We start from the raw sequence: 26,209 nt of genomic DNA, 5'->3' as shown, positions 1-26,209 counted from the left end.
GGCCGACCGAAAGCAGCGCCGTGCCCCTTGCCGCAGAGTCCCACCCGCCCCTGCGCGTCGCCCTGCTGGGCTGCGGCGTCGTCGGCACCCAGGTCGCGCGGCTGCTGACGGAGCAGGCCGACGACCTCGCGTCCCGCGTGGGAGCGCGCCTCGAGCTTGTCGGCATCGCCGTGCGCAACGCCGCCGCGCCGCGCGACCGCGCGATCGACCGGGCGCTGCTCACCGAGGACGCCGAGGGGCTCGTCGAGCGCGCGGACATCGTCGTCGAGGTGATGGGCGGCACCGAGCCCGCGCGGTCCCTCCTGCTGCGCGCGGTCGACGCGGGCGCCGCCGTCGTCACGGCGAACAAGGCGCTCCTCGCCGAGGACGGGCCGACGCTCTACAAGGCCGCCGACGCGGCCGGCGTCGACATCTACTTCGAGGCCGCCGTCGCGGGCGCGATCCCCATCGTGCGCCCCGTGCGCGAGTCCCTCGCGGGCGACCACGTGCGCCGCGTCCTCGGCATCGTCAACGGGACCACGAACTACGTGCTGGACCAGATGGCCACCACGGGGATGGATCTCGAGGAGGCGGTCAAGGAGGCCCAGGACCTCGGGTTCGCCGAGGCCGACCCGACCGCCGACGTCGAGGGCTATGACGCCGCGGCCAAGGCCGCCATCCTCGCGAGCCTCGCGTTCCACACCCGCGTCTCGCTCGACGACGTCGCGCGCGAGGGCATCCTGTCCGTCACCGCCGACGACGTGGCGTGGGCCACGCAGACCGGTCACGTCATCAAGCTGCTCGCCATCGCGGAGCTGCACGACGGGCCCGGCGGGCCGAACGGCGTCTCCGTACGCGTCCACCCGGCGCTCGTGCCGACGTCGCACCCGCTCGCGAACGTGCGTGGCTCGTTCAACGCCGTCTTCGTCGAGGCCGAGTCGGCGGGCGAGCTCATGTTCTACGGGCGGGGCGCCGGTGGTGCGCCGACCGCCTCGGCCGTGCTGGGCGACGTCGTCTCCGCCGCGCGCCACCGCGTGCTCGGGGGCAAGGGACCGCAGGAGTCCACGTACGCGGAGCTGCCGATCCTGCCCGCCAGCGCGGCGGTCACCCGGTACCAGGTCCGCCTCGAGGTCGACGACCGGCCGGGCGTGCTCGCGCAGGTCGCGCACGCGCTCGCCGAGCACGGCGTGTCGATCGAGGCGGTCCGGCAGCCGACGGCGCCCGGCGGGGCGAGCGAGGACGCCGCGGCCGGCGTCGCGGAGCTGCTCATCACCACGCACGCGGCGCCGGAGTCGGCGCTGGCGGCCACCGTCGCGGCGGTGGCCGAGCTCGAGCCCGTCCGCACGATCACGTCCGTCCTGAGAGTCGAAGGAGCCTGATGGCCCACCAGTGGCAGGGAATCATCGCCGAGTACCGTGAGCGTCTGCCCGCGCACGTGTCCGAGCGCGTCGTCACGCTCGGCGAGGGCGGGACGCCGCTCGTCGAGGCTCCCGCGCTCTCGGCGCGGACGGGCGCGCAGGTCTTCGTCAAGGTCGAGGGGATGAACCCGACCGGCTCGTTCAAGGACCGCGGCATGACGGCGGCGATCTCCGCCGCCGCCGGGCGCGGCGCGAAGGCCGTCGTGTGTGCCTCGACCGGCAACACGTCGGCGTCCGCGGCGGCGTACGCGACCCGGGCCGGTATGGTCTGCGCGGTCCTCGTCCCGGACGGCAAGATCGCCATGGGCAAGCTGAGCCAGGCGATCGCGCACGGCGCACGGCTCCTCCAGGTCGACGGCAACTTCGACGACTGCCTCGTCGCGGCGTGCAAGCTCGCCGAGGCGTACCCCATCGAGCTCGTGAACTCGGTGAACCCCGACCGTATCGAGGGGCAGAAGACGGGCGCGTTCGAGATCGTCGACGCGCTCGGCGACGCGCCGGACATCCACGCGCTGCCTGTCGGCAACGCCGGGAACATCACGGCGTACTGGAAGGGCTTCCGGGAGTACGCGGGCCAGGGCGCACCCGGTCACCCGGGCGAGGGCCTGCCCGCCGTCGCGACGCACGTCCCGCGGATGTGGGGCTTCCAGGCCGCCGGTGCGGCGCCCATCGTCGCCGGCCACCCGATCACCGAGCCCGAGACGATCGCGACGGCGATCCGGATCGGCAACCCGGCGTCGTGGGAGCTGGCCGAGGAGGCGCGCGACCACTCGGGCGGGGTCATCGAGGCCGTCACGGACGAGCAGATCCTCGCGGCCCACCGCATCCTGTCGAGCGAGGTCGGCGTGTTCGTCGAACCGGCGTCGGCCGCGGGCGTCGCGGGGATCCTGGCGCGCGCCGAGCGCGGGCTCGTGCCTGCGGGCGCGCGCATCGTCGTCACGGTGACGGGTCACGGGCTCAAGGACCCGCAGTGGGCGCTGCGCACGCTCGACGGCGCCGAGGTGGAGCCGACGCGCGTGTCCGCCGACGTCGTGTCGATCGCCGACGCGCTCGGGCTCGACTGATGCAGCTCGGCGCGGACCACGTCCGCGTGCGCGTGCCGGCGACGAGCGCGAACCTCGGCCCGGGCTTCGACGCGCTCGGCCTGGCCCTCGCGCTCCACGACGTGCTCGAGGTGCGAGCCCTCGCGAGCGACGAGGTCGTCGTCGACGTCGAGGGCGAGGGGGCGGGGGAGGTGCCCTCGGACGAGACGCACCTCGTCGTGCTCGCGCTGCGCGCCGCGCTCGACGTGGCCGGCGCCCCGCAGACCGGCCTGCACCTGACCTGCGTCAACCGCATCCCGCACGGTCGCGGCCTGGGCTCGTCCGCCGCGGCGGTCGTCGCGGGCATCGTGGCGGCGCGGGAGCTCGTCGCCGACCCGACGGTCCTCGACGACGAGGTCGCGCTGGGCCTCGCGACCGCGATCGAGGGGCACCCCGACAACGCGGCGCCCGCTCTCCTGGGCGGCGCGACCGTGGCGTGGACGGGCGCGTCGACGGCGAGCGGCGCGGGAGGTGCGTCGCACGCCGGCGCGCGCGCCGTCCGGCTCGACGTGCACCCCGACCTGCGCGCGACGGTCCTCGTGCCCTCCGCGCGGCTCGCCACGAGCCGCGCCCGCGGAGTGCTGCCCGAACGCGTCCCGCACGCCGACGCCGCGTTCAACGCCGGGCGCGCGGCGCTCCTCGTCGAGGCGCTCACCCGTCGTCCCGACCTCCTGCTCGACGCGACGGACGACCGGCTGCACCAGGCCTATCGCGCCGACGTCATGCCGTCGTCGTTCGAGCTCGTGCAGGCCTTGCGGGCGCAGGGGCTGGCCGCGACGGTGTCCGGTGCCGGCCCCACCGTCCTCGTCCTCTCCGCGTCGGGCGACCACGACCGCGTCGCGCGCGTCCTCGACGCGCTCGTCGGCGGGACGGTGGACTGGGCCGTGCACCGGCTCGACGTCGACACGCGCGGCGTCCAGGGAGAACGGCTCTCGGAGACGTAGCCCGGTGCTACGATTGACCCCAGCCTTCGGTCACGCTCTCGCACCAGCGCATCCAGCACCTGAGCGCGCTCTACGGAGCGGATGCGCCGCGACAGAGCCAGTCCGTGAGAAGGCATCCAGCCCACGTCAGCTGACGTCGTCGTACCACTGACGCGTGGTAAAACCTGCGCACCGGCCGTCACGGCCGGGCGTCGACCACCCGCGGCCCACCCTCTGAGAGGTGGGCGCAAACGAGGGGGAAGGGTCCTTCGTGACAGACACCATCGACACCGCCAGCAGCGCGACCGGTTCGGCCGCTGCGGGCGGGATCGCCCGGACCGGCGCGCTCTCCACGCTGCGCCTCCCGGAGCTGCAGGCGCTCGCCTCGCAGCTCGGGGTCAAGGGCACGTCCAAGATGCGCAAGAGCGATCTCGTGGACGTCATCCGCTCCCGCACCGGCGAGACGCCGGCCGCCGCGGGGCGTGAGAACGGCCGCGAGACCCCGGAGGCGCCCGCCGCGTCGGGACGCGGCCGCAGCCGTCGCGCCGACCGGCCCGCCGTGAGCGCGGCGACCGTCGGCCCCGACGGCTCCTCCGACGGCGCGTCGGCCACGGCGCGACGTTCCGCGCCGGCGGCCGCGAGCCAGGAGCGCGTCGCTCCCGTGCTCGACCTGCCGGTCCGCAGCGAGGGACCGCGTACCGAGAGCCGCACCGAGACGCGCGCCGGGTCCGGTGGCCAGAACGGCGGTCGCGACGCCCGCTCGGAGGCGGCCGCGGCCGTCGCCGAGGCGCTCGGCGAGCAGGGTGTGCGCACGCGCGACGCGTCCGACGAGACCCCCGACGAGCGCGCCGCCCGCGCGGCTGCCGCCGTCGGCCTCGTCACGGGCGAGCGCGGCTCGCGCCGCGCCGCTCGTGGCTCCGGAGCACCCCGGACCGACGGCGACGGCTCGCGTCCCGAGCGCCAGCGCGAACAGCAGGGTCAGCGGGACCAGCCGGCCCCGCAGCAGGGTGACGCGCAGGCCGGCCAGCGTCCCGAGCGCCAGGCCGAGCGCCGCGACGACCGCCAGCTCCTGGACGACGAGCGCGGCGGGCGTCGTCGCCGGGGCCGCGACCGTGGTCGCGACCGCGACCGCAAGCGCGGCGCACGCCGTCAGGGCCCGGACGTCGCCGACATCGACGATGTCGAGGTCAACGACGACGACGTCCTGCTGCCCGTCGCGGGCATCCTCGACATCCTCGACAACTACGCGTTCGTGCGCACGAGCGGGTACCTGCCGGGTCAGAACGACGTCTACGTCTCGCTCGGCCAGGTCAAGAAGGCCGGCCTGCGCCGCGGCGACGCGGTGACCGGCGCGGTGCGCCAGCCGCGCGAGGGCGAGAACGCGGGCAACACCGCGCGCCAGAAGTTCAACGCGCTCGTCCGCCTCGACTCGGTCAACGGCATGGCGCCCGACGAGGCGCGCGAGCGCCCCGACTTCACCAAGCTCACGCCGCTGTACCCGCAGGAGCGGCTGCGCCTGGAGAACACCGAGGCGACCCGGCTCACGCCGCGCGTCATCGACATCGTCGCGCCCATCGGCAAGGGCCAGCGCGGTCTCATCGTCGCGCCGCCCAAGGCGGGCAAGACGATCATCATGCAGCAGATCGCCAACGCGATCACCGCGAACAACCCCGAGGTCCACCTCATGGTGGTGCTCGTGGACGAGCGGCCCGAAGAGGTCACCGACATGGAGCGGACGGTCAAGGGCGAGGTCATCGCCTCGACGTTCGACCGCCCCGCGTCCGACCACACGATCGTCGCCGAGCTCGCGATCGAGCGCGCGAAGCGCCTGGTCGAGCTCGGCCAGGACGTCGTCGTGCTCCTCGACTCGCTCACGCGCCTGTCGCGGGCCTACAACCTCGCGGCGCCCGCGTCCGGCCGCATCCTGTCCGGTGGTGTGGACGCCTCGGCCCTCTACCCGCCCAAGCGGTTCTTCGGCGCGGCGCGCAACATCGAGAACGGCGGGTCGCTCACGATCCTCGCCTCGGCGCTCGTCGAGACCGGCTCCAAGATGGACGAGGTCATCTTCGAGGAGTTCAAGGGCACGGGGAACATGGAGCTCCGCCTGTCGCGCAACCTCGCCGACAAGCGCATCTTCCCGGCCGTGGACGTCAACGCGTCCGGCACGCGCCGCGAGGAGGTCCTGCTCTCGAAGGACGAGCTGACCATCGTCTACAAGCTCCGGCGCGTGCTCGGGGCCCTCGACCAGCAGCAGGCCATCGAGCTGCTGCTCGGCCAGCTGAAGAAGACGCCGACCAACGTCGAGTTCCTGCTCCACGTGCAGAAGACGACGCCCGGCGCCTTCGCGGACGACGACAGCGTCGGTCGCACGGTCTGACCTCGCGGCCGTCCGGAAGGTTTTCGGACGGCCGCGCGTTCTGGCACAATGGTTCGTCGGCCTGATGTCGTCTGGCCGCTTGTCTGCGGTTCACGGGTGCGGCAGCCGCACCCGACCCGGAGACGTCACCCCCCCAAGGAGAATCGTGAAGTCTGGTATCCACCCCGAGTACGTCGTCACCGAGGTGACGTGCACCTGCGGGAACACGTTCGTGACGCGCAGCACCGAGACGTCGGGCAAGATCGGCTCCGACGTGTGCAGCGCCTGCCACCCGTTCTACACGGGCAAGCAGAAGCTTCTCGACACCGGTGGCCGCGTGGCCCGCTTCCAGGCGCGCTACGGCAAGAAGGACGCCGCCAACTAGCGACACCGCAGCGCCGGTGGTCCGAGCCCGACAACCTCTCCAGGGGCAGTCGGCGAGCTCGGACCACCGGCGCTGTTGCTTTGCCCGCGTGATCGCCGTCCGATCGCCGCGAGGTCGCCCCAGCCGGTGCCGTCCTCGACCCGCCCGCCACCGAGGAGCCGTCCGTGACCGAGTCGTTCGCCGCCGTCGAGACGCTGCTCGCCGAGCACGCCGACATCGAGGCCCAGCTCGCCGACCCCGCGGTCCACGCGGACGCGGGACGCGCGCGCACGCTCGGGCGCCGCTACGCCGAGCTCAACCAGGTCGTGGGCGCGTACCGCGCGTGGCGCGAGGCCGACGGCGACGCCCAGGCCGCGGCGGAGCTCGCGACGCTCGGGGGAGCCGACGGCGACGCGTTCGCCGCCGAGCTGCCCGCCCTGCGGTCCGCGGCGGACGAGGCGCGCGAGCGCCTGCGCCGCGTGCTCGTCCCGCGCGACCCGGACGACGGGCGCGACGTGATCCTCGAGATCAAGGCGGGCGAGGGCGGCGAGGAGTCCGCCCTGTTCGCGGGCGACCTGCTGCGCATGTACCTGCGGTACGCCGAGCGTCGCGGCTGGAAGACGGAGGTCCTCGAGTCCACCGAGTCCGACCTCGGCGGCTACAAGGACGTCCAGGTCGCGGTCAAGGCCCGGAGCACCCCGTCGGACCCGGCCGACGGCGTCTGGGCCAACCTCAAGTACGAGGGCGGCGTGCACCGCGTGCAGCGCGTCCCGGTGACCGAGTCGCAGGGCCGCATCCACACGTCCGCCGCGGGCGTGCTCGTGTTCCCCGAGGTCGAGGACGCGGGCGAGGTCGCGATCGACCCGGGCGACCTGCGGATCGACGTCTACCGCTCGTCCGGCCCGGGCGGCCAGTCGGTCAACACGACGGACTCCGCGGTGCGCATCACCCACCTGCCCTCGGGCATCGTCGTGTCGATGCAGAACGAGAAGTCGCAGCTCCAGAACCGCGAGCAGGCGATGCGCGTGCTGCGTGCGCGACTGCTGGCCGCGCAGCAGGAGGCGGCCGCCGCCGAGGCCGCGGACCTGCGGCGCTCCCAGGTGCGCACGGTCGACCGCTCCGAGCGCATCCGCACCTACAACTACCCCGAGAACCGCATCGCGGACCACCGCACGGGCTACAAGGCGTACAACCTCGACCACGTGCTCGACGGCGACCTGGACCCCGTCGTGCGGTCCGCGATCGACGCGGACGAGGCCGCGCGACTGGCCGCGGCCGGCGATGCCTGAGGACGTCGCGGCGTCGCTGCGTCACGCGACGGACGCGCTCGGCTCGGCGGGTGTGCCGTCGCCGCGCGCCGACGCGGAGCTCCTGCTCGCGCACGCGCTCGCCGTCCCCCGCGCCGAGTTGGCGCGCCGCGCGGTCCTCGGCACCCCCGTGCCCGACGACGCCGCGCGCGCCTTCGCGGACCTCGTCGCCCGGCGTGCCACGCGCGTCCCGCTCCAGCACCTCGTCGGCAGCGCGCCGTTCCGGCACCTCGAGCTGGTCGTCGGGCCCGGCGTCTTCGTCCCGCGGCCGGAGACCGAGCAGGTCGCGCAGGTCGCGATCGACGAGGCGCGCGCCGTCGTCGCGCGCACGGGGCGTGGGACGGTCGTCGACCTGTGCACCGGGTCGGGGGCGATCGCGCTCGCCGTCGCGAGCGAGGTCGACGGCACGGACGTCCACGCGGTCGAGCTCGACGCCGCGGCGCACGACTGGGCCGCGCGGAACGTGAGCGCGGTGCGCGAGGCGACGGGCGCCGTCGTGCACCTGGTGCGGGGCGACGCGCGCACGGCGCTCGCGGGAGCGCCGGGCGACGGCGGGCTCGACGGCGCGTGCGACGTCGTCGTCTCCAACCCGCCCTACGTGCCACCTGACGCCGTCCCGCGCGACCCGGAGGTCGCCGACCACGACCCCGCCGTCGCGCTCTACGGCCTCGGTGCCGACGGCCTCGAGGTGCCGCGCGGGATCACCGCCGCCGCGGCGCGGCTCCTGCGCCCGGGCGGCCTGTACGTCATGGAGCACGCCGAGGTCCAGGCCACCGCCGCCCGCGCGATGGTCGAGGCGACGGGGGCGTTCGTCGACGTGCGCACGGTCGCCGACCTCACGGGGCGTGACCGGATGGTCGTCGCGCGCCGTGGAAGGATGGACCCGTGAGCACCGTCCACCCCGTGACCGACCCGAACAGCTGGGGCCCCGGGATCGACGAGGCGGTCAACGCGGTCTCCCGCGGTGGCCTCGTCGTCCTGCCCACCGACACCGTCTACGGCATCGGCGCCGACGCGTTCGACGCCGAGGCCGTCTCCGCGCTCCTCGCGGCCAAGGGCCGCGGCCGCCACATGCCGCCGCCCGTGCTCGTCCCTGACGCCCGCACGCTCGACGGCCTCGCGACCGACGTGCCCGACGACGTGCGCCGGCTCGTCGAGGAGCTGTGGCCCGGCGGTCTCACGATCATCCTGCGCGCCCAGCCGTCGCTCGCGTGGGACCTCGGCGAGACGCACGGGACGGTCGCTCTGCGCATGCCCGACCACCCGGCCGCGCTCGCACTCCTGCGCCGCACGGGCCCGCTCGCGGTGTCGTCCGCCAACGCGACCGGCCACCCGGCCGCGCTCGACGTCGACGACGCGCGCGCCCAGCTCGGCGACGCCGTCACCGTGTACCTCGACGGCGGGACCGCGCCCGGGGGAGTGGCCTCGACGATCCTCGACGCGACGTCGGGCACGCTGCGCGTCGTGCGCCAGGGCGCGGTGCCGCTCGACCGGCTGCGTGAGGTCGCGCCCGTCGACGGGCCCGAGGACCCGGCACCTGCTGACCAGCCGACCGAGGACGACCCGACCGACGCGTCGACCGACCCTGACGGGGCCGGGGATCCGGAGGCGAGCGGCGGGTGAGGGTCTACCTGCTCGTCCTGCTCGTCGCCGCCGTGGTGACGTTCCTGACGACGCCGTTCGCGCGCTGGGTCGCGCTCCGCACCGGGGCGATCACCGCCGTCCGCGACCGTGACGTCCACACCATCCCGACGCCCCGGCTCGGTGGCCTCGCGATGCTGCTCGGGCTGGTCGTCGCCGTCGTCTTCGCGTCGCAGATGCCGTTCCTCGAGGGCGTGTTCGTCAAGGACGTCGCGGGGGTGCTCGTCGCGGACACGCGCGTCTGGGGGATCGTCGGTGCCGCGGCGATCGTGTGCCTGCTCGGCGTCGCCGACGACATCTGGGACCTGGACTGGATGACCAAGCTCGCGGGGCAGGTGCTCGCCGCGGGCCTCATGGCCGCGCAGGGCGTCGTGCTCTACCGGCTGCCCCTCGGCTTCGGCGACCAGCAGCTCATCTGGTCCTCGCGTCTGCAGCTCGCCGCGACGATCCTCGTCGTCGTCGTCGCGATGAACGCCGTCAACTTCGTCGACGGGCTCGACGGCCTCGCGGCCGGCCTCGTCGCCATCGGCGGTCTGGCCTTCTTCGTCTACTCGTACGTGCTCACCCAGAGGTCGAGCGCGGACGACTACTCGAGCCTCGCGACGCTCGTCATCGCCGTGCTCGTCGGGATCTGTATCGGGTTCCTGCCGCACAACTTCCATCCCGCCCGGATCTTCATGGGCGACTCCGGGTCGATGGTGCTCGGGCTCGTCTTCTCCGCCGCAGCGATCATCGTGACGGGCAACATCGACCCGCAGACGCTGTCGACCGGGGCGCAGCTCCCGGCGTTCCTCCCGATCGTGCTCCCGCTCGCCGTCATCCTCCTGCCGCTGCTCGACATGGGCATGGCCGTCGCCCGCCGCACGCTCTCGGGCAAGTCTCCGTTCCACCCGGACAGGCTGCACCTGCACCACCGCATGCTCGCGATCGGGCACTCGCACCGCCGCGCCGTGCTCATCCTCTACGTCTGGACGGCGGTGTTCGCGTTCGGCGCCGTGGCGGTCGTGGAGTGGCCCGCGCGCATCGTCGCGGTGGGTCTCGGGGTCGCCGTCGTGCTCGCCGCGATCCTCACGCTCGGCCCGCTGCGCACGCGCGGGCGCTTCCTGGACGACGACGCCGCGGCCGCGTCCGCCGTGCCCCTCGTCGAAGCGCCTCCCGGGCCCACCCCCGCCGTGACCGCACCACCCGAAGGAAACCTGAGATGACGACGAGCCAGCCCGAGCCCACCCGACCCGACGAGAACCCCGTGACCGGTGAGCCGGCGACGGGACCGGACGCAGGACAGGCGGCCGTGCAGGCCGCCGAGCAGACGGTGGGACCGCGCGGCGCCGCCGTGCGCGCCGTGTTCCGCACGGCGCTGCGCGACGTGCTCGTGCTGCTCGGGGCACTCGCGGTCGTCGGGATCGCGGTCGGCGTGCTCGTCGCCGGGCTCGCCGGGTTGTGGGGCGCGCTGCTCGGCGTCGGCGTCGCCCTGATCTTCTCCGCGACCACGGTCTGGACGATGCTGCGCACGGTCGACTCGAGCCCGACGACGACGGCCGCCGTCGTCATGGGCAGCTGGCTCGCGAAGATGGTCGTGCTCATCGCCGTGCTCGTGGTCCTGCGGGGCATGGACTTCTACGACCGCTGGGTCTTCGCGGGGGTCCTGCTCGTCGGCGTGATCGGGTCCGCGGTGCTCGACTACCGCGCCGTGAACCGGGGCCGCATCCCGTACGTGGAGCCCGACCCGCGCTGACGTTTCGCACGCATGAGCAAAATGTCACAAGCCCGCGGGATCGGCGTGAGCACGCCGATCCATACGTTAGGCTACTGGCGAATCCATGACGGCCAGGTCCGACGGCGTGCCCACGATCGAGTGGCTGCTGCCCGGACCACACGACCATTGGGAGTCCACCCTGTCCACGCTTGCGACCCCCGTGCTCCTCGCTGCTTCCGAGAGCGAAGGTGGCTTCCACGCGCCGTCGATCGCCGACTTCTTCCCGCCGGCCATCCTCTTCGAGGACACGATCTTCCAGATCGACCGCATCTGGATCATCCGTATCATCGCGACCGTCGTCCTGCTGACGATCTTCGTCATCGGCGCGCGCCGCGCGAGGCTCGTCCCCGGCCGGTTCCAGAACGCCCTCGAGATGCTCATCGACTTCGTGCGCGTCCAGATCGTCGAGGAGATCATGGGGAAGGAGAACGCGCGTCGGTTCGTCCCGATGATCGCGACGATCTTCTTCGCGGTCCTCGCGTTCAACATCACGAGCGTGATCCCCGGCCTCAACCTCGCCGGGTCCTCGCGCATCGGCCTGCCGATCGTCCTCGCGCTGTGGGTCTTCGTGACCTACTGGGCCGTGGGCATCAGGAAGCACGGCCTCGGCGGCTACCTGAAGAACAACCTCTTCCCCCCGGGGATCCCCTGGCCGATCTACCTCATCGTGGCGCCGATCGAGCTGCTGCAGATCCTCATCATCCGGCCCGCATCCCTGGCGATCCGACTCGCGGCCAACATGATCGCCGGGCACATCATGCTCGTGCTCTGCTTCGCGGCGACGCAGTACTTCATCTTCGAGGCGGTCCCCGCGATGAAGGCGTTCGGTGCGCTGACTCTCGTCGGCGGCTTCGCGATCACGCTGTTCGAGATCCTCGTGGCCTTCCTGCAGGCCTACATCTTCGCGCTCCTCGCGGCCGTGTACATCAACATGTCGCTCGAGGAGGAGCACTGACCTCCGGGTCCGTGCACCGACTCCGCTCCACCAGACACACCATCAAGCGCAGTACCAACGCGACGCCCGGTCACCCGGTCGGGCGCCCAACGGAAGGAACGAGCAATCGTGGACGTCACCACTCTCGCTGAGGTCACCGGCAACATCGGCACCGTCGGTTACGGCCTCGCCGCGGTCGGCCCGGGCATCGGCCTCGGCATCCTGATCGGCAAGACCATCGAGGGCATCGCCCGCCAGCCCGAGGTCGCCGGGCAGCTCCGCGCCACCATGTTCATCGGTGTCGCATTCGTCGAGGTGCTCGCGCTGCTCGGTCTCGTCGCCGGCTTCCTGTTCTCGTGATGACGGCGCTGGCTGACGCCGCGCTCGTCGTCGCGGCGGAGACGGGCGAGGAGCACTCGGGCATCGAGCTCTTCCTCCCCGCCGGGTACGACCTCCTGTGGTCGTCCGTCATCATGCTCGTCATCGCGATCGTCTTCTACCGGTCCGTCCTGCCCAAGTTCCAGGCGGTGCTCGACGAGCGCACCGCGAAGATCGAGGGCGGGCTGGCCAAGGCGGAGTCCGCGCAGGCGGAGGCCGCGGCGGCGCTGGCGGAGTACCACCAGCAGCTCCAGGAGGCGCGCACCGAGGCGGCGAAGATCCGCGAGGAGGCGCGCGCCGAGGGCTCGGCCATCGTGGCGGACCTGCGTGTCAAGGCGTCCGACGACGCCGCGCGGATCGTCGAGACGGCGCACCGCCAGATCGAGGCCGAGCGTCAGCAGGCCGCGGTCTCGCTGCGCAACGACGTCGGTCTGCTCGCGACGGAGCTCGCGTCCAAGATCGTCGGCGAGTCCCTCGCCGACTCCGCGCGCCAGAGCCGCGTCGTCGACCGGTTCCTCGACGAGCTCGAGGCCGCGGGCCCCGCGGCGGCGAGCGCGGCGAACACGGCTTCCGAGGAGCGTTGATGCGCGGTACGAGCGGAGACTCCCTGACGCAGGCGCGGGACCGGTTCGAGCCGGTCCTGCGCTCGGCGGGCGAGGGCGCGCTCGCGCTGGGCGAGCAGCTCTTCGCGGTCACGGCGGCGCTCGACGAGTCCGCGCCTCTGCGCCGGTCCCTCGCGGACCCGTCGCGGTCCGGCGAGGACAAGGCGGGTCTCGCGACCGCGGTGCTCGGCTCGGGCTTCGACGGTCGTGTCGTCGACCTCGTGGCCGGCCTCGTCCGGTCACGGTGGGCGCACGAGCGCGACCTCGCGGCGGCGACCGAGCGCCTGGGCCTGGACGCCGTCCTCGCGTCCGCCGAGGCCCGTGGCGCTCTCGAGAAGGTCGAGGACGAGCTGTTCCGCGTCTCACGGACCTTCGTGGGGCAGCGCGACGCCCGGCAGGTCCTGTCGGACTCCACGACCGCGCCCGAGCGCCGCGCAGACTTCCTGCGCACGCTGCTCGCGGGAAAGGTCGATCGTGTGACCGAGGTCCTCGCGCTGCACGCGACGCGTGCGCTGCGCGGCCGTCGGTTCGTCCCGACGCTGGGCTGGATCGGTGACATCGCCGCCGAACGTCGCCAGCGCCTCGTCGCCTCGGTGACGTCCGGGGCTGTGCTGTCCCAGGCGCAGCTCGACCGACTGGGCGCGCTGCTCGAGCAGGCCTACGGGCGTGCGGTGCAGCTCAACGTCACGGTGGACCCGGGCGTGCTCGGCGGTCTCCGGGTCCAGGTGGGCGCCGACGTCGTCGACTCGACCGTGCTGTCCCGCCTCGCCGACGCGCGGCGACGCCTCGTGAGCTGACGCGACCTTCCGACCGACGACCGTCCTGCCGGCCCTTGGCCGCACAACCGACAAACGTTCGACCGCACCCGAACCACGAGGTGCGGCCACGACAGGAGAAGAGCAATGGCTGAGCTGACGATCCGGCCGGAAGAGATCCGGGCCGCGCTGGACAGCTTCGTGAAGTCCTACGAGCCCGAGGGCGCTGCGTCCGAGGAGGTGGGCCGGGTCACCCTGGCCGCCGACGGCATCGCCCAGGTCGAGGGCCTGCCGGGCGCGATGGCCAACGAGCTGCTGCGCTTCGAGGACGGGACCCTGGGCCTCGCCCTCAACCTCGACGTCCGGCAGATCGGTGTCGTCGTCCTCGGCGAGTTCACCGGTATCGAGGAGGGCCAGGAGGTCCGCCGCACCGGTGAGGTGCTGTCGGTCGCCGTCGGCGACGGGTACCTGGGTCGCGTCGTCGACCCGCTGGGCAACCCGATCGACGGCCTCGGCGAGGTCGCGACCGAGGGTCGCCGCGCCCTCGAGCTCCAGGCGCCCGGCGTCATGGCCCGCAAGTCGGTCCACGAGCCGCTGCAGACCGGTCTCAAGGCGATCGACTCGATGATCCCGATCGGTCGTGGTCAGCGCCAGCTGATCATCGGCGACCGTCAGACGGGCAAGACGGCGATCGCGATCGACACGATCATCAACCAGAAGGCGAACTGGGAGTCGGGCGACCCATCGAAGCAGGTCCGCTGCATCTACGTCGCCATCGGCCAGAAGGGCTCGACGATCGCCGCGGTGCGCGGCGCCCTCGAGGAGGCAGGCGCGCTCGAGTACACGACGATCGTCGCGGCGCCCGCGTCCGACCCGGCCGGCTTCAAGTACCTCGCCCCGTACACCGGTTCGGCCATCGGCCAGCACTGGATGTACGACGGCAAGCACGTCCTCATCATCTTCGACGACCTGTCGAAGCAGGCCGAGGCGTACCGCGCCGTGTCGCTCCTCCTGCGCCGCCCGCCGGGCCGCGAGGCGTACCCCGGTGACGTGTTCTACCTGCACTCCCGCCTCCTCGAGCGTTGTGCCAAGCTGTCGGACGAGCTCGGCGCGGGCTCGATGACAGGTCTCCCGGTCATCGAGACCAAGGCGAACGACGTCTCGGCGTACATCCCGACGAACGTCATCTCCATCACCGACGGGCAGATCTTCCTCCAGTCCGACCTGTTCAACGCCGACCAGCGCCCCGCCGTCGACGTCGGCATCTCGGTGTCCCGCGTCGGCGGTGACGCCCAGGTCAAGGCGATGAAGAAGGTCTCCGGAACGCTGAAGCTCGAGCTCGCTCAGTACCGCTCCCTCGAGGCGTTCGCGATGTTCGCGTCCGACCTCGACGCGGCGTCGCGCGGCCAGCTGCGACGTGGTGCGGTCCTCATGGAGCTGCTCAAGCAGGGCCAGTACTCGCCGTTCCCGGTCGAGGACCAGGTCGCCTCCATCTGGGCGGGCACCAAGGGCAAGATCGACGACGTCCCGGTCGAGGACGTGCGCCGCTTCGAGTCCGAGCTGCTCGAGCACCTGCGCCGCAACACCGACGTCCTGTCGACGATCGCGGAGACCGGAAAGCTCGAGGACGCGACGGAGACGCAGCTCGCCTCGGCGGTCGACGCCTTCCGTTCCGGCTTCCTCAAGGGCGACGGCTCGCCGCTCGTCGGGGGCGACTCCGACACCGAGGGTGAGTCCGTGGACGTCGAGCAGGAGCAGATCGTCCGGCAGAAGAGGGCCTGACGATGGCCGGGTCCCAGCGCGTCTACAAGCAGCGGATCAAGTCGACGCAGTCCCTCAAGAAGATGTTCCGCGCGCAGGAGCTCATCGCTGCGTCGCGGATCGGCAAGGCGCGCGCCCGCACCGCCGCCTCGACGCCGTACGCGCGCGCGCTCACGCGCGCCGTGTCGGCGGTCGCGACGCACACGTCGACGCAGCACCCGCTCACGAGCGAGCGCAGCGACACGAACCGTGTCGCGGTCCTCGTGGTGGCGTCCGACCGTGGCATGGCCGGCGCCTACTCGGCGTCGATCCTGCGCGAGACGGAGCGGCTCGTCGAGCGGCTGACCGCCGAGGGCAAGGAGGTCGTGCTCTACGCGTCCGGTCGTCGTGCGGTCTCGTACTACACGTTCCGCGGGCGCCAGCTCGCCGGCTCGTGGTCGTACGGGTCGGACGCACCGAACTCCGAGGTGGCCGGCGAGATCGCCGACACCCTGCTCGGGGCGTTCCTCGCCCCGGTGGCCGACGGCGGCGTGAGCGAGCTGCACATCGTGTACACGCAGTTCGTGAACATGGTGACGCAGCGACCGCGCGTCGTGCGGATGCTGCCTCTCGAGGTCGTCGAGGGCGTCGCACCGGCAGGCAAGCACGACGTGCTCCCGCTGTACGACTTCGAGCCCTCGCCCGAGGCGGTCCTGGACGCGCTCCTGCCACGCTACGTGCGCAGCCGCATCTTCAGCTGCCTCCTGGAGGCCGCGGCGTCCGAGCTCGCCGCTCGTCAGCGCGCGATGCACACGGCGACGGACAACGCGGAGGACCTCATCCGCAACTACACCCGACTGGCGAACCAGGCGCGACAGGCGGACATCACCCAGGAGATCAGCGAGATCGTCTCGGGTGCCGACGCGTTGGCCGCGTCATGACCCGGCGCCAGGCCGTCGCGTCCCGCGCCGCCACCACCATCACCGACATCCTGACCGAAACCGCCGGGCAGCGTACCGGCACTGCGAAGCGAGGCAAGCAATGACCGCCACCACCGTGGAAGCAGCTTCCGGCGCGGCCCCGGCTGAGCCCGGAACCGGCCGTGTCGCGCGAGTGATCGGCCCCGTCGTGGACATCGAGTTCCCGGCGGACGCGATCCCCGACATCTACAACGCGCTCTCCGTGCCGATCGACCTCTCGTCCCAGGGTGAGGGGGAGCAGTCCTTCACGCTCATGCTCGAGGTCGCCCAGCACCTGGGCGACTCGCTCGTGCGTGCGATCGCGCTCAAGCCGACGGACGGTCTCGTCCGCGGCGCCCAGGTCACCGACACCGGCGCGCCGATCAGCGTCCCGGTCGGCGACGTCACCAAGGGCCGCGTGTTCAACGTGACCGGCGAGGTGCTGAACGCGGCGCCGGGCGAGAAGATCGAGATCACCGAGCGCTGGCCGATCCACCGCAAGCCCCCGGCGTTCGACCAGCTCGAGTCGAAGACCGAGATGTTCGAGACCGGCATCAAGTCGATCGACCTGCTCACCCCGTACGTCCAGGGTGGCAAGATCGGCCTCTTCGGCGGTGCGGGCGTCGGCAAGACGGTCCTCATCCAGGAGATGATCCAGCGCGTCGCCCAGGACCACGGCGGTGTGTCCGTGTTCGCAGGTGTCGGCGAGCGCACGCGTGAGGGCAACGACCTCATCGCGGAGATGGAGGAGGCGGGGGTCTTCGACAAGACGGCTCTCGTCTTCGGCCAGATGGACGAGCCGCCGGGCACGCGTCTGCGCGTCGCCCTGTCGGCGCTGACGATGGCGGAGTACTTCCGCGACGTGCGCAACCAGGACGTGCTGCTGTTCATCGACAACATCTTCCGCTTCACGCAGGCGGGCTCCGAGGTCTCGACGCTGCTCGGCCGCATGCCGTCAGCGGTCGGCTACCAGCCGAACCTGGCCGACGAGATGGGCCTCCTGCAGGAGCGCATCACCTCGACGCGCGGTCACTCGATCACCTCGCTGCAGGCGATCTACGTGCCGGCCGACGACTACACCGACCCGGCGCCGGCGACGACGTTCGCCCACCTCGACGCGACGACGGAGCTCTCCCGCGAGATCGCCTCGAAGGGTCTGTACCCGGCGATCGACCCGCTCACGTCGACGTCGCGCATCCTCGACCCGCGGTACGTGGGCCAGGAGCACTACGACGTCGCGACCCAGGTGAAGCAGATCCTGCAGCGCAACAAGGAGCTGCAGGACATCATCGCGATCCTCGGTGTGGACGAGCTCTCGGAGGAGGACAAGACGGTCGTCGCCCGCGCGCGTCGTATCCAGCAGTTCCTCTCCCAGAACACCTACATGGCCAAGAAGTTCACCGGCGTCGAGGGCTCCACGGTGCCCCTGTCGGAGACCATCGAGGCTTTCAAGAAGATCGCGAGCGGCGAGTTCGACCACATCGCCGAGCAGGCCTTCTACAACATCGGTGGCCTCGAGATGCTCGAGGCGAACTGGGCCCGTATCCAGAAGGAGTACGGGGCCTGACCCGACGCACGTGCGGGGCCGGACCGAACGGGCCGGCCCCGCACGTCGTCGCACCACATCCGGCCGCGCGACGCGGGCCGAACACCGTCCCGGACACCGCGGGAGGGTATGAACCGGGCATGAAGGAGTTCCAGTGGCACAGCTGAACGTCGACCTCGTGGCGGCGGACCGCAAGATCTGGTCGGGCCGCGCCCAGCGCGTGAGCGCACCCGCCGCGGACGGTGAGATCGGTATCCTCGCGGACCACTCGCCGCTGCTCTCCGTGCTGCGCGAGGGATCGGTCCGGATCGTCGCGGCCGACGCGGAGAACGTCGAGGTGCGCGTCTCGGGCGGGTTCATCTCCGTCGACGCGAACCAGGTCACGATCGTCGCGGACTCGGTCGAGTCCGTACCGGCGCGCTGACCCCGGACGCCGCACGATCATGACCCTCCCCGCCTGGATCGCGATCGGACTGCTCGCCGCAGTCCTGGTCGCGGTCGGGCTGGGGGTGTGGCGGCTGCGTGCGCTCTCGCGCCGCGTCGGGTCGTTCGAGTGCGGTGCGCGCCGTGCCGGAGTGCCCGGGGCACCCTGGGTCGCGGGTATCGCCCACTACGGCGTCGGACGGATCGACTGGTGGCGCCTCTGGTCCGTCTCGATCCGCCCCGCACGCACCTGGTCGCGCTACGACCTCGTCATCGCGGGTCGCGAGCCGTTCGCCGACGACGTCGCGGACACCTACCTCGTGCACTGCCGCTACCGCGGCCAGGACTTCGAGCTGACGATGTCGCGCGCCGCGTACGAGGGACTCTCCTCCTGGCTGGAGGCCGCACCTCCCGGCCGTCGGGACGTCGTCGTCTGACGGTCTCACCGGCGCGCTCGCACGACCGCCGCGACCGCCCACCACGACCCTGAGGAACCATCTTGCGTCTCGTCGTCGCCCGCTGCTCCGCCCGCTACACGGGCCGGCTCTCGGCCCACCTGCCGCTCGCGACGCGCGTGCTCATCGTCAAGGCCGACGGCAGCGTGCTGCTGCACTCCGACGGCGGGTCGTACAAGCCCCTCAACTGGATGAGCCCGCCGTGCGCGCTCGCCGTGCGCGAGCCGTCCGACGAGGCGCGGGAGCGCGGCGTGACCGAGGTCTGGGCGGTCCAGCACGCGAAGACCGACGACCGGCTCGAGATCGAGCTGCACGACGTGCACCACGACAGCTCGCACGAGCTCGGCATCGACCCCGGGCTCGTCAAGGACGGCGTCGAGGCGCACCTGCAGGAGATGCTCGCCGCGCAGATCGGGCTGCTCGGTACCGGGCACACGCTCGTGCGCCGCGAGTACCCGACGGCCATCGGTCCTGTCGACATCCTCGCCAGGGACGCCGACGGCGCGACCGTCGCCGTGGAGATCAAGCGGCGCGGCGACATCGACGGCGTCGAGCAGCTCACGCGCTACCTCGAGCTGCTCAACCGCGACCCCCTGCTGGCGCCCGTGCGCGGCGTGTTCGCCGCGCAGGAGATCAAGCCGCAGGCGCGCGTGCTCGCGACGGACCGGGGGATCGGGTGTCTCGTGCTGGACTACGACGCGATGCGGGGCGTCGACGACGTGGACTCGCGTCTCTTCTGACTTTCGTTGGGCCCGCGGGTTGGGTTGGGTGGCGGACGGGACGGGTCCCGGCGGGTCTACCATCCGGACCCTCGTTCCTCGGGTCCTCCCGCCAGACCCGCCACGACCCGCCGGAACCCGTCCCGTCCGCCCTCTTCGTCGCACCTTCGTCGTCGCATCGTCTTCGTTCGCTCGCCTTCGTCGATACGTCTTCGTTCGGTCGCGTTCCGCGCGTCCTCTCGTGTCTGATAGTTTTTGAACATGTTCAGAAATGGCATCGATCGGCCGGTGCGGTGAGCGGGGCGACGGTCAAGTCGGAGCGGACGCGGGCTCAGGTGCGTGACGTCGCGATCCGGATGTTGCGGGACGTCGGGTACGAAGGGACGACGATGCGGGCGATCGCGGCCGAGGCGGGCGTGAGCACGGGCAACGCGTACTACCACTTCCCGTCGAAGGACGCGCTGGTCCAGGAGCTCTACGTCGAGGTGCAGCGTGAGCACGCCGAGCGCGCGGCGCCGGTGCTCGCCGGGGGCGGGACGCTCGCCGAGCGCCTGGCCGGCGTGTGGGGCGCGTCGATCGACGCGTTCGCGCCGTTCCATGCGTTCGGCGGTGAGTTCGTGGCGGTCGCGATCCGGCCGGGGTCGGCGGCGAGCCCGTTCTCCGGGGCGTCCGCCGAGGCGCGCGACCTGTCGCGCGGGCTGTTCGAGGAGGTCGTCACCGGGGCGACGCCGCCCGTCCCGCCGCGTCTGCGCGCGCAGCTTCCCGAGCTGTTGTGGCTGGCGCAGCTCGGGGTGACGTTGTTCTGGGTCCACGACGCGTCGCCGGGCTTCGCGCGCACGCGGCGTCTGGCCGACGGCGGGGCGGCGCTCGTCGGCAGCCTCGTGCGGCTCGCGCGGCTGCCCGTCGCGCGGAAGGTGGTCGACGACGTGCTGCGACTCGTGCGCGAGGCGTCCCCGACCGTGGCGACCGGCGACGGACCGGGCGTCCCGGGCGCTGAGGTCGCTGCGGCTGACGGTGGCGTGGCCGGCCGGCGGTCACCTGACGGGGCGCCGAGCCGTGCCACGATCGCGCCGGTCCGCCAGGTTGCCGAACAGCCCGTGCGCCAGGAGCCGACGTGAGCCCGGCCGGAGAGGCGCTCGTCGGTCTGCTCCTGGCGGTCGGGGCGGTCGTCGTGCTGCCGCTCGGGCTGCGGCTGCTCGGCCCGCGCGTCGTCCCGGCGCCGCGCAGCGCGGCGTGGCCGGTCGTCGGCGCTGCCGCGGTGGCGAGCCTCCTGCTGCCCCGGGGCGGGACGGCCGTCGTGCTCGCGATGGTGTTCGCCCTCGCGACGGGGGTGCTGCTCGCTTCGGCCGCCCGCGTCGCTGCCCGTGCGCTCGGAGGGGCCCGTGTGCACGGTGGAACGGGTCTGGGTGCGCGGCGCTCGGGCGACGGGACGACGGTGCGCCTCGCTCCGGTCGCCGCGACCGTCACCGCGCTCGCCCTGCCCGCCGTGGGGGCGAGCGCGCTCGTCGCGGAGCGCGGCGGCTGGGGCCTGCTCGGCTTCTCCGGGACGTACCTCGCGCTCACGGTCCCGCACATGCTCTACGCCGGCTTCGGCGCGGCGCTGGTCGCGGGCACGGTCGCGCGGCTCGCCGACCGCGACCGGCTCGCCGACGCCGGCGCCTGGGGGGTCCCGCTCGGGACAGGGCTGGTGCTCGTCGGGTACTTCGTGGGCGACGTCGCCGAGCTCGTCGGCGCGCTCGTGCTCACGCTCGCGCTGTGGGCGACGGCGGTCGCGACGCTCCGCACGCTCGTGCGTCCCGGCGCATCATCGGCATCTGTCCGGGCGGCCACCGCAGCGCGGGCGCTGTTCTGGACAGGCGCCGTGGCCGTCGGGCTGTCGATGCTGCTCGCCCTGTGGTGGGCCGCGGGCGAGGCGTTCGGCCTCGTCCACCCGGGGCTCGACGTGATGGCCGCGACTCACGGCGTCGCCAACGCGGTCGGCTTCGTGCTGTGCACGCTGCTCGGGCTGCGCCTGCTGGACCGCGACGACCGCGGCGACCGCGGCGACGACGGCGCTCGGCCGAGCACCGCTGCCCGACCGAGCGCGGCCGGCCGACCGGACGGTCCCGCCCGGGACCACGAGAGGAGCACGACGTGACGTTCACCTACCCGGAGGTCGGCGCGACCCGCACCGGCACGTGGCCCGCGGGGTACCGGCATCTGCGCGTGCGTCGCCGGCTCACCGACCGGCCCCGGACCCCCGACGACCTCGTGCGGCTCGGCGAACAGCTTCTCACCTGGCGCGTCCACGCGGCCGCGGGGGTCCGGCTCGAGACGGAGCCTCGCGCCGCGGTACCGGGCGCCCGGGTGACGACGCGCCTCGGTGTCGGTCGCCTGCGCCTGGTCGAGCCGTGCGAGGTCGTCTGGGTAGAGCGTTCCGAGCGCCGGATCGCGTTCGGTTACGGGACGCTGCCCGGGCACGCGTTCGTGGGGGAGGAGTCGTTCGCGGTCGAGCGTGACGACGCGGGCGACCTGTGGTGGTGCATCGACGTGTTCAGCCGTCCCGTGCTCTGGTGGGTGCGACCGCTGGCGTTCGCCGTGCCGACGTTCCAGCGGCTGTTCGCCCTGAACCTGGGCCGCGGCGCACGCCGTCTGCTCCAGGAGTCCGGCCGCTGACGAGTTTGCACGCCGGGTGTACGAAGTGCGCCAGAATGGGCCCATGACCGACGACGCACGCCTCCCTCACCCCGACGAGCAGCCCGGTTTCCCTCGCGTCCTCGCGGGACGCGTCGTCACCCCGACGACCGTGGTCGAGGACGGGGTCGTCGTCGTGCGGGACGAGCGGATCGAGTGGGTCGGGGAGCGCGCCGCCGCCGAGGCGGCCGGGTACGGGGCCGTCGAGCCGGCGCCGGGCGTGACGCTCCTTCCGGGGCTCGTCGACCTGCACGACCACGGCGGCGGCGGCGCGAGCTTCCCCGACGCGACGAGCCTCGACGAGGCGCGCGTCGCCGCGCGCGAGCACCTGCGGCACGGCACGACCAGCCTCGTCGCGTCGCTCGTCACCGCGCAACGCGACGTGCTCCTCGCACGCACCGCGAACCTCGCCGACCTCGCCGACGCGGGCGAGATCGTCGGCATCCACCTCGAGGGCCCGTTCCTCTCCGTGGTCCGCTGCGGCGCGCAGAACCCCGACGACATGCTCGACGGCGACGCGGACCTCGTGCGCGCGATCGCGGCCGCCGCGCGCGGCCACCTGCGCACCATGACGGTCGCGCCCGAGGTGCCGGGCGTCGTCGGGCCCGGGGGAGTGATCGAGGCGCTCGTCGAGGTGGGCGCCGTGCCGTCGATCGGCCACACCGACGCGACCACCGAGCAGACCGAGGCCGCCATCGCCTCCGGCGTCGCGGCGCTCGCCGCCGCCGGGCGACCGGGTGCGCGCCTGACCGCCACGCACCTGTTCAACGGCATGCGGCCGTTGCACCACCGTGAGCCCGGGCCCGTCGCGGCATGCCTGGCGGCCGCGGCCCGCGGCGAGATGGTCGTCGAGCTCGTCGCCGACGGGACGCACCTCGCGCACGGGACGACCCGCAGCGTCGTCGAGCTCGTGGGGTCGCACGTCGGTGCCGACGGCACGGTCGCCGGGCACGACGCCGTCGCGCTCGTCACCGACGCGATGGCGGCCGCGGGGATGCCCGACGGCGCGTACGAGCTCGGCCCGATGCGCGTCACCGTCGCGGACGGCGTCGCCCGTCTCGCCGAGGGCGGATCCATCGCGGGCGGGACCTACCACCTGCTCGACGTCGTGCGCGAGACGGTGGGCGCGGGCGTCCCGCTCGTCGACGCGGTCCGGGCAGCGTCGTGGACCCCCGCCGGGGTGCTCGGCCTCGACGACCGCGGCGGCCTCGTCGCCGGCCGCCGTGCCGACGTCGTCGTGACGGACCACGACCTGAGGGTGCGCGACGTGCTGCGTGCGGGCGAGGCCGTTGCCGACAGGTGCGCCGAGATCGGCTGAGGACGCCCCGCCCGCTCGGCACTCTTCGCAGGCGCTCGCCGCCCCGGACCTGAGACCCTGGTCGAGGACGTATCCTGGACGCAGAGCATGGAAGCGCTTCCACAGCATGCTCTCCGAACAGCCACGACCCGGGCGGCAGACGACCCGGGGGAGACCGATCAGCGAGGATCCCGTGACCACCGAGACCACCACCGCGCCGTCCGCCGTCGGCACCCGGGCCACGCCCACGCCGTCGGGCGCCCGGGCGTTCCCCACAGACTTCCTCTGGGGCTCCGCCACCGCCTCCTACCAGATCGAGGGCGCCGCCGCCGAGGGCGGCCGCACCCCCTCCATCTGGGACACGTACTCGCACACGCCCGGCAAGATCCTCAACGGTGACACCGGCGACGTGGCGGACGACCACTACCACCGGTGGGAGGAGGACGTGCAGCACATCGCCGACCTCGGCCTCGGCGCGTACCGGTTCTCCATCGCGTGGTCGCGCGTGCAGCCCGGCGGCACGGGCCCGATCAACCCCGAGGGCGTGGCGTTCTACTCCCGGCTCGTCGACGCGCTCATCGAGAAGGGCGTCAAGCCCGTCGTCACGCTCTACCACTGGGACCTTCCCCAGGAGCTCGAGGACGCGGGCGGCTGGGCCAACCGCGACACCGCGTACGCGTTCGCGGAGTACGCCCGTCACATGGCGCGCGAGCTCGGTGACCGCATCGACACGTGGACCACGCTCAACGAGCCGTGGTGCTCCGCCTACCTCGGGTACGGCTCCGGCGTGCACGCGCCCGGCCGCACCGAGCCCGCCGCGGCGCTCGCTGCCGTGCACCACCTCAACCTCGCGCACGGCCTCGCCGTCCAGGCCATCCGCGACGAGCTCGGCGAGGACGCCAAGACGTCCGTCACGCTCAACCTCCACGTCATCCGGCCCGACGACCCGACGTCCGACGCCGACCTCGACGCCGTGCGCAAGATCGACGCGCTCGCCAACCGCGCGTTCCTCAGCCCGATCCTCGACGGGGAGTACCCTGCGGACCTCCTCGCCGACACCGCGCACGTCAGCGACTGGTCGTTCGTGCAGGAGGGCGACCTCGAGACCGTGCGCCAGCCGCTGTCGATCCTCGGCGTGAACTACTACTCGACCGTGCGCGTGCGCCACTTCTCGGGCGAGGGCGAGCGGACCGAGAACGACGGCCACGGCGCCTCCACCCACAGCCCGTGGATCGGCGTCACCGACGTCGAGTTCGTCCAGCAGCCAGGCCCCTACACCGCGATGGGCTGGAACATCGAGCCCGCCGGCATGACCGAGCTGCTCGTGTCCGTCGCGAAGACGTACCCCGGCCAGCCCATGATGGTCACCGAGAACGGCGCCGCGTTCGACGACGAGGTCACGGTCGACGACGACGGCCGCGCCCGCGTGCACGACGACCGGCGCGTGGCGTACCTGCACGACCACGTCGACGCCGTCGGCGCCGCGGTCGACGCCGGCGCCGACGTGCGCGGGTACTTCGCGTGGTCCCTGCTCGACAACTTCGAGTGGGGCTACGGCTACGACCGCCGGTTCGGCATCATCCGCGTCGACTACGAGACGCTCGAGCGCACGTGGAAGGACTCCGCGCACTGGTACCGCCGGCTCGCGACGTCGAACGTGCTCCCGGGGGTCGACGAGACCGCCTGAACCGTTCCGCACCGAAGGCCCGTCCGGACTTTCCGGGCGGGCCTTCGCCCGTCTTCAGGACGCACCTCGCGGGTCTGGCGTGCGTCCGCGGGTGGGGCTCCACGGGCGGGGGCGCGGGTCTACCATCCGGCCGCTCGTGCCTCGCGGCCTCCCGCCAGACCCACCACGACCCGCGCCCCGCCCGCTCCGCCCCACCCGCTCGTCCGTCGCCGCACCTGCCGAGGTAGAACCGTGGTTCGCTGAAGTAGAACCCTGGTCCGGTCAGGTAGAGCCCTGGTCGGGCGAGAGAGAACCCTGGTCGGGCGAGCGGAGCCACGTCAGCGGCGTCGGGCGCGCGCGGGGTGGGCGTGGGACGGGGCCGAGCCGGGTGGGTGATCCTTCTCGCACCCACGGCTCGCAGCGGCGACACGCCGAAGGGACGCGACACGCCGAGAACTTCGATGCCTGTCGTGTCCGGATTGAGCGGTTCGCGGGATGGCGCGCCCCTGTCCGACGGCGGGTGTCGGCCTCATGGACGCGTCCTCCATCGCGCCGCACAGGCTGTGGATCGACCCCGTCCCCACCCTGTGGACGGCGCCTCGGCGGGGGCGAGAACGAGCCGATTCCGGCCTCGGCGACGGTGGACGACGAGCTGTGGATGACGCTCCTCAGGGCGTGTCAGAGGGGGCTGGGACGATAGATCCATGGCTGCTACCACAGGTGCGTGGGTGAAGTTCAACCACGACATCTAGTGCGGTGGCACGGTGTCGACCACTAGGTATAGTGGTTGCACACCCAGGGGGCCGGAGGCCTCCTGGCGAATCACACAGACGTAGTTCCACCGGTGTCCTTCGAGGTCAGAGACTCTTCTCCCTCCCCGAGGACCACGCCCGGGCAGAGCGGCGAGAGACGAGGAGTCACCCCATGAGCGTCACGGTCTACAGCAAGCCGGCTTGCGTCCAGTGCGACGCGACGTACCGCGCCCTCGACAAGAAGGGCATCGAGTACTCGGTCGTCGACATCAGCCAGGACGCCGAGGCGCTCGAGCTCGTGCGCGGGCTCGGCTACCTGCAGGCGCCTGTGGTCGTGGCCGACGAGGAGCACTGGTCCGGGTTCCGGCCCGACCAGATCAACGCGCTCGCCCAGAAGGTCTCGTCGGTCGTCGCCTGACGTGACCGGCAGCGTCGGCCGGTGACGGCCGTCGCACCCGCCGGCCCGCGAGAGCGGGCCCCGGCA

26 protein-coding genes are annotated in these 26,209 nt (G+C 72.8%); all 26 read left to right on the top strand.

Features of this window, described 5'->3' with window-relative positions; all coding sequences use genetic code 11:
* The first annotated feature begins 20 nt into the window (after positions 1-20).
* The 26 genes from AC4H2H_RS14540 (at position 21) to nrdH (ending at position 26,143) form a co-directional block, all read left to right on the top strand.
* The gene (locus AC4H2H_RS14540; protein WP_494371526.1) at positions 21-1,358 is read left to right on the top strand and encodes a homoserine dehydrogenase; all 1,338 of its coding nucleotides are present in this window, start codon (positions 21-23) and stop codon (positions 1,356-1,358) included.
* Positions 1,358-2,461 (top strand): threonine synthase, encoded by a 1,104-nt coding sequence (thrC, locus tag AC4H2H_RS14535; protein ID WP_494371525.1) that lies wholly within the window; start codon positions 1,358-1,360, stop codon positions 2,459-2,461. Before AC4H2H_RS14540 ends, thrC begins: the two co-directional genes overlap by 1 nt.
* Entirely contained in the window at positions 2,461-3,423 is a 963-nt protein-coding gene (thrB, locus tag AC4H2H_RS14530; protein ID WP_494371524.1) for a homoserine kinase, read from the top strand. The genes thrC and thrB overlap by 1 nt, the downstream gene beginning before the upstream one ends.
* Positions 3,424-3,673: 250 nt before the next feature.
* Positions 3,674-5,779, top strand: coding sequence for a transcription termination factor Rho (gene rho, locus AC4H2H_RS14525; protein ID WP_494371523.1), 2,106 nt, complete (start codon positions 3,674-3,676; stop codon positions 5,777-5,779).
* A gap of 145 nt (positions 5,780-5,924) precedes the next feature.
* Positions 5,925-6,143, top strand: coding sequence for a 50S ribosomal protein L31 (gene rpmE, locus AC4H2H_RS14520; RefSeq protein WP_494371522.1), 219 nt, complete (start codon positions 5,925-5,927; stop codon positions 6,141-6,143).
* Between the two features lie 164 nt (positions 6,144-6,307).
* Positions 6,308-7,411: a peptide chain release factor 1 gene (gene prfA, locus AC4H2H_RS14515; RefSeq protein WP_494371521.1), complete on the top strand. Its 1,104-nt coding sequence runs from the start codon at positions 6,308-6,310 to the stop codon at positions 7,409-7,411.
* Positions 7,404-8,318: a peptide chain release factor N(5)-glutamine methyltransferase gene (gene prmC, locus AC4H2H_RS14510; protein ID WP_494371520.1), complete on the top strand. Its 915-nt coding sequence runs from the start codon at positions 7,404-7,406 to the stop codon at positions 8,316-8,318. The genes prfA and prmC overlap by 8 nt, the downstream gene beginning before the upstream one ends.
* Entirely contained in the window at positions 8,315-9,052 is a 738-nt protein-coding gene (locus AC4H2H_RS14505; protein WP_494371519.1) for an L-threonylcarbamoyladenylate synthase, read from the top strand. Before prmC ends, AC4H2H_RS14505 begins: the two co-directional genes overlap by 4 nt.
* A complete protein-coding gene (locus AC4H2H_RS14500; RefSeq protein ID WP_494371518.1) occupies positions 9,049-10,275 on the top strand; it encodes an MraY family glycosyltransferase in 1,227 nt (408 codons plus the stop codon). Before AC4H2H_RS14505 ends, AC4H2H_RS14500 begins: the two co-directional genes overlap by 4 nt.
* On the top strand, positions 10,272-10,805 hold the full coding sequence (locus AC4H2H_RS14495) for a Cg1360 family ATP-synthase-associated protein (protein ID WP_494371517.1): 534 nt from the start codon (positions 10,272-10,274) through the stop codon (positions 10,803-10,805). The genes AC4H2H_RS14500 and AC4H2H_RS14495 overlap by 4 nt, the downstream gene beginning before the upstream one ends.
* An 85-nt stretch (positions 10,806-10,890) precedes the next feature.
* Entirely contained in the window at positions 10,891-11,781 is an 891-nt protein-coding gene (gene atpB, locus AC4H2H_RS14490; protein ID WP_494371516.1) for a F0F1 ATP synthase subunit A, read from the top strand.
* Between the two features lie 108 nt (positions 11,782-11,889).
* On the top strand, positions 11,890-12,120 hold the full coding sequence (locus tag AC4H2H_RS14485) for an ATP synthase F0 subunit C (protein ID WP_494367583.1): 231 nt from the start codon (positions 11,890-11,892) through the stop codon (positions 12,118-12,120).
* Positions 12,120-12,722 (top strand): F0F1 ATP synthase subunit B, encoded by a 603-nt coding sequence (locus tag AC4H2H_RS14480; RefSeq protein ID WP_494371515.1) that lies wholly within the window; start codon positions 12,120-12,122, stop codon positions 12,720-12,722. The genes AC4H2H_RS14485 and AC4H2H_RS14480 overlap by 1 nt, the downstream gene beginning before the upstream one ends.
* On the top strand, positions 12,722-13,537 hold the full coding sequence (locus AC4H2H_RS14475) for a F0F1 ATP synthase subunit delta (protein ID WP_494371514.1): 816 nt from the start codon (positions 12,722-12,724) through the stop codon (positions 13,535-13,537). Before AC4H2H_RS14480 ends, AC4H2H_RS14475 begins: the two co-directional genes overlap by 1 nt.
* A gap of 105 nt (positions 13,538-13,642) precedes the next feature.
* Positions 13,643-15,277, top strand: a complete 1,635-nt coding sequence (gene atpA / locus AC4H2H_RS14470; protein ID WP_494371513.1) for a F0F1 ATP synthase subunit alpha — start codon at positions 13,643-13,645, stop codon at positions 15,275-15,277.
* A 2-nt stretch (positions 15,278-15,279) separates the two neighbouring features.
* Entirely contained in the window at positions 15,280-16,176 is an 897-nt protein-coding gene (locus tag AC4H2H_RS14465) for a F0F1 ATP synthase subunit gamma (RefSeq protein WP_494371512.1), read from the top strand.
* Between the two features lie 100 nt (positions 16,177-16,276).
* The gene (gene atpD, locus AC4H2H_RS14460; protein ID WP_494371511.1) at positions 16,277-17,761 is read left to right on the top strand and encodes a F0F1 ATP synthase subunit beta; all 1,485 of its coding nucleotides are present in this window, start codon (positions 16,277-16,279) and stop codon (positions 17,759-17,761) included.
* Between the two features lie 133 nt (positions 17,762-17,894).
* Complete coding sequence (locus AC4H2H_RS14455; RefSeq protein ID WP_494371510.1) at positions 17,895-18,164, top strand: F0F1 ATP synthase subunit epsilon; 270 nt, start codon at positions 17,895-17,897, stop codon at positions 18,162-18,164.
* Positions 18,165-18,183: 19 nt separating this feature from the next.
* Positions 18,184-18,600, top strand: coding sequence for a DUF2550 domain-containing protein (locus AC4H2H_RS14450; protein ID WP_494371509.1), 417 nt, complete (start codon positions 18,184-18,186; stop codon positions 18,598-18,600).
* Between the two features lie 62 nt (positions 18,601-18,662).
* Entirely contained in the window at positions 18,663-19,358 is a 696-nt protein-coding gene (nucS, locus tag AC4H2H_RS14445; RefSeq protein ID WP_494371508.1) for an endonuclease NucS, read from the top strand.
* A gap of 272 nt (positions 19,359-19,630) precedes the next feature.
* Positions 19,631-20,455 (top strand): TetR/AcrR family transcriptional regulator, encoded by an 825-nt coding sequence (locus AC4H2H_RS14440; protein ID WP_494371507.1) that lies wholly within the window; start codon positions 19,631-19,633, stop codon positions 20,453-20,455.
* Positions 20,452-21,474, top strand: coding sequence for a YndJ family transporter (locus tag AC4H2H_RS14435; protein WP_494371506.1), 1,023 nt, complete (start codon positions 20,452-20,454; stop codon positions 21,472-21,474). The genes AC4H2H_RS14440 and AC4H2H_RS14435 overlap by 4 nt, the downstream gene beginning before the upstream one ends.
* Positions 21,471-21,992 carry a DUF1990 domain-containing protein gene (locus AC4H2H_RS14430; RefSeq protein WP_494371505.1) on the top strand — a complete coding sequence of 174 codons (522 nt, stop codon included), beginning with the start codon at positions 21,471-21,473 and terminating at the stop codon, positions 21,990-21,992. The genes AC4H2H_RS14435 and AC4H2H_RS14430 overlap by 4 nt, the downstream gene beginning before the upstream one ends.
* A gap of 43 nt (positions 21,993-22,035) precedes the next feature.
* Positions 22,036-23,328: an N-acetylglucosamine-6-phosphate deacetylase gene (locus AC4H2H_RS14425; protein WP_494371504.1), complete on the top strand. Its 1,293-nt coding sequence runs from the start codon at positions 22,036-22,038 to the stop codon at positions 23,326-23,328.
* A 106-nt stretch (positions 23,329-23,434) separates the two neighbouring features.
* Positions 23,435-24,994 carry a GH1 family beta-glucosidase gene (locus AC4H2H_RS14420; protein ID WP_494371503.1) on the top strand — a complete coding sequence of 520 codons (1,560 nt, stop codon included), beginning with the start codon at positions 23,435-23,437 and terminating at the stop codon, positions 24,992-24,994.
* Between the two features lie 903 nt (positions 24,995-25,897).
* Positions 25,898-26,143, top strand: a complete 246-nt coding sequence (nrdH, locus tag AC4H2H_RS14415) for a glutaredoxin-like protein NrdH (protein ID WP_494371502.1) — start codon at positions 25,898-25,900, stop codon at positions 26,141-26,143.
* The last annotated feature ends 66 nt before the right edge of the window (positions 26,144-26,209 follow it).

Source organism: Cellulosimicrobium sp. BMG9.22, assembly GCF_059159975.1.
This window is presented reverse-complemented; position numbering and strand designations above follow the sequence as displayed.

Excerpts from the sequence above, each read along its gene's own strand:
- thrC (WP_494371525.1), top strand. The coding sequence starts at position 1,358 with ATGGCCCACCAGTGGCAGGGAATCATCGCCGAGTACCGTGAGCGTCTG.
- thrB (WP_494371524.1), top strand. The coding sequence starts at position 2,461 with ATGCAGCTCGGCGCGGACCACGTCCGCGTGCGCGTGCCGGCGACGAGC.
- prmC (WP_494371520.1), top strand. The coding sequence starts at position 7,404 with ATGCCTGAGGACGTCGCGGCGTCGCTGCGTCACGCGACGGACGCGCTC.
- AC4H2H_RS14495 (WP_494371517.1), top strand. The coding sequence starts at position 10,272 with ATGACGACGAGCCAGCCCGAGCCCACCCGACCCGACGAGAACCCCGTG.
- atpB (WP_494371516.1), top strand. The coding sequence starts at position 10,891 with ATGACGGCCAGGTCCGACGGCGTGCCCACGATCGAGTGGCTGCTGCCC.
- AC4H2H_RS14480 (WP_494371515.1), top strand. The coding sequence starts at position 12,120 with ATGACGGCGCTGGCTGACGCCGCGCTCGTCGTCGCGGCGGAGACGGGC.
- AC4H2H_RS14475 (WP_494371514.1), top strand. The coding sequence starts at position 12,722 with ATGCGCGGTACGAGCGGAGACTCCCTGACGCAGGCGCGGGACCGGTTC.
- atpA (WP_494371513.1), top strand. The coding sequence starts at position 13,643 with ATGGCTGAGCTGACGATCCGGCCGGAAGAGATCCGGGCCGCGCTGGAC.
- AC4H2H_RS14465 (WP_494371512.1), top strand. The coding sequence starts at position 15,280 with ATGGCCGGGTCCCAGCGCGTCTACAAGCAGCGGATCAAGTCGACGCAG.
- atpD (WP_494371511.1), top strand. The coding sequence starts at position 16,277 with ATGACCGCCACCACCGTGGAAGCAGCTTCCGGCGCGGCCCCGGCTGAG.
- AC4H2H_RS14450 (WP_494371509.1), top strand. The coding sequence starts at position 18,184 with ATGACCCTCCCCGCCTGGATCGCGATCGGACTGCTCGCCGCAGTCCTG.
- AC4H2H_RS14425 (WP_494371504.1), top strand. The coding sequence starts at position 22,036 with ATGACCGACGACGCACGCCTCCCTCACCCCGACGAGCAGCCCGGTTTC.
- AC4H2H_RS14420 (WP_494371503.1), top strand. The coding sequence starts at position 23,435 with ATGCTCTCCGAACAGCCACGACCCGGGCGGCAGACGACCCGGGGGAGA.
- nrdH (WP_494371502.1), top strand. The coding sequence starts at position 25,898 with ATGAGCGTCACGGTCTACAGCAAGCCGGCTTGCGTCCAGTGCGACGCG.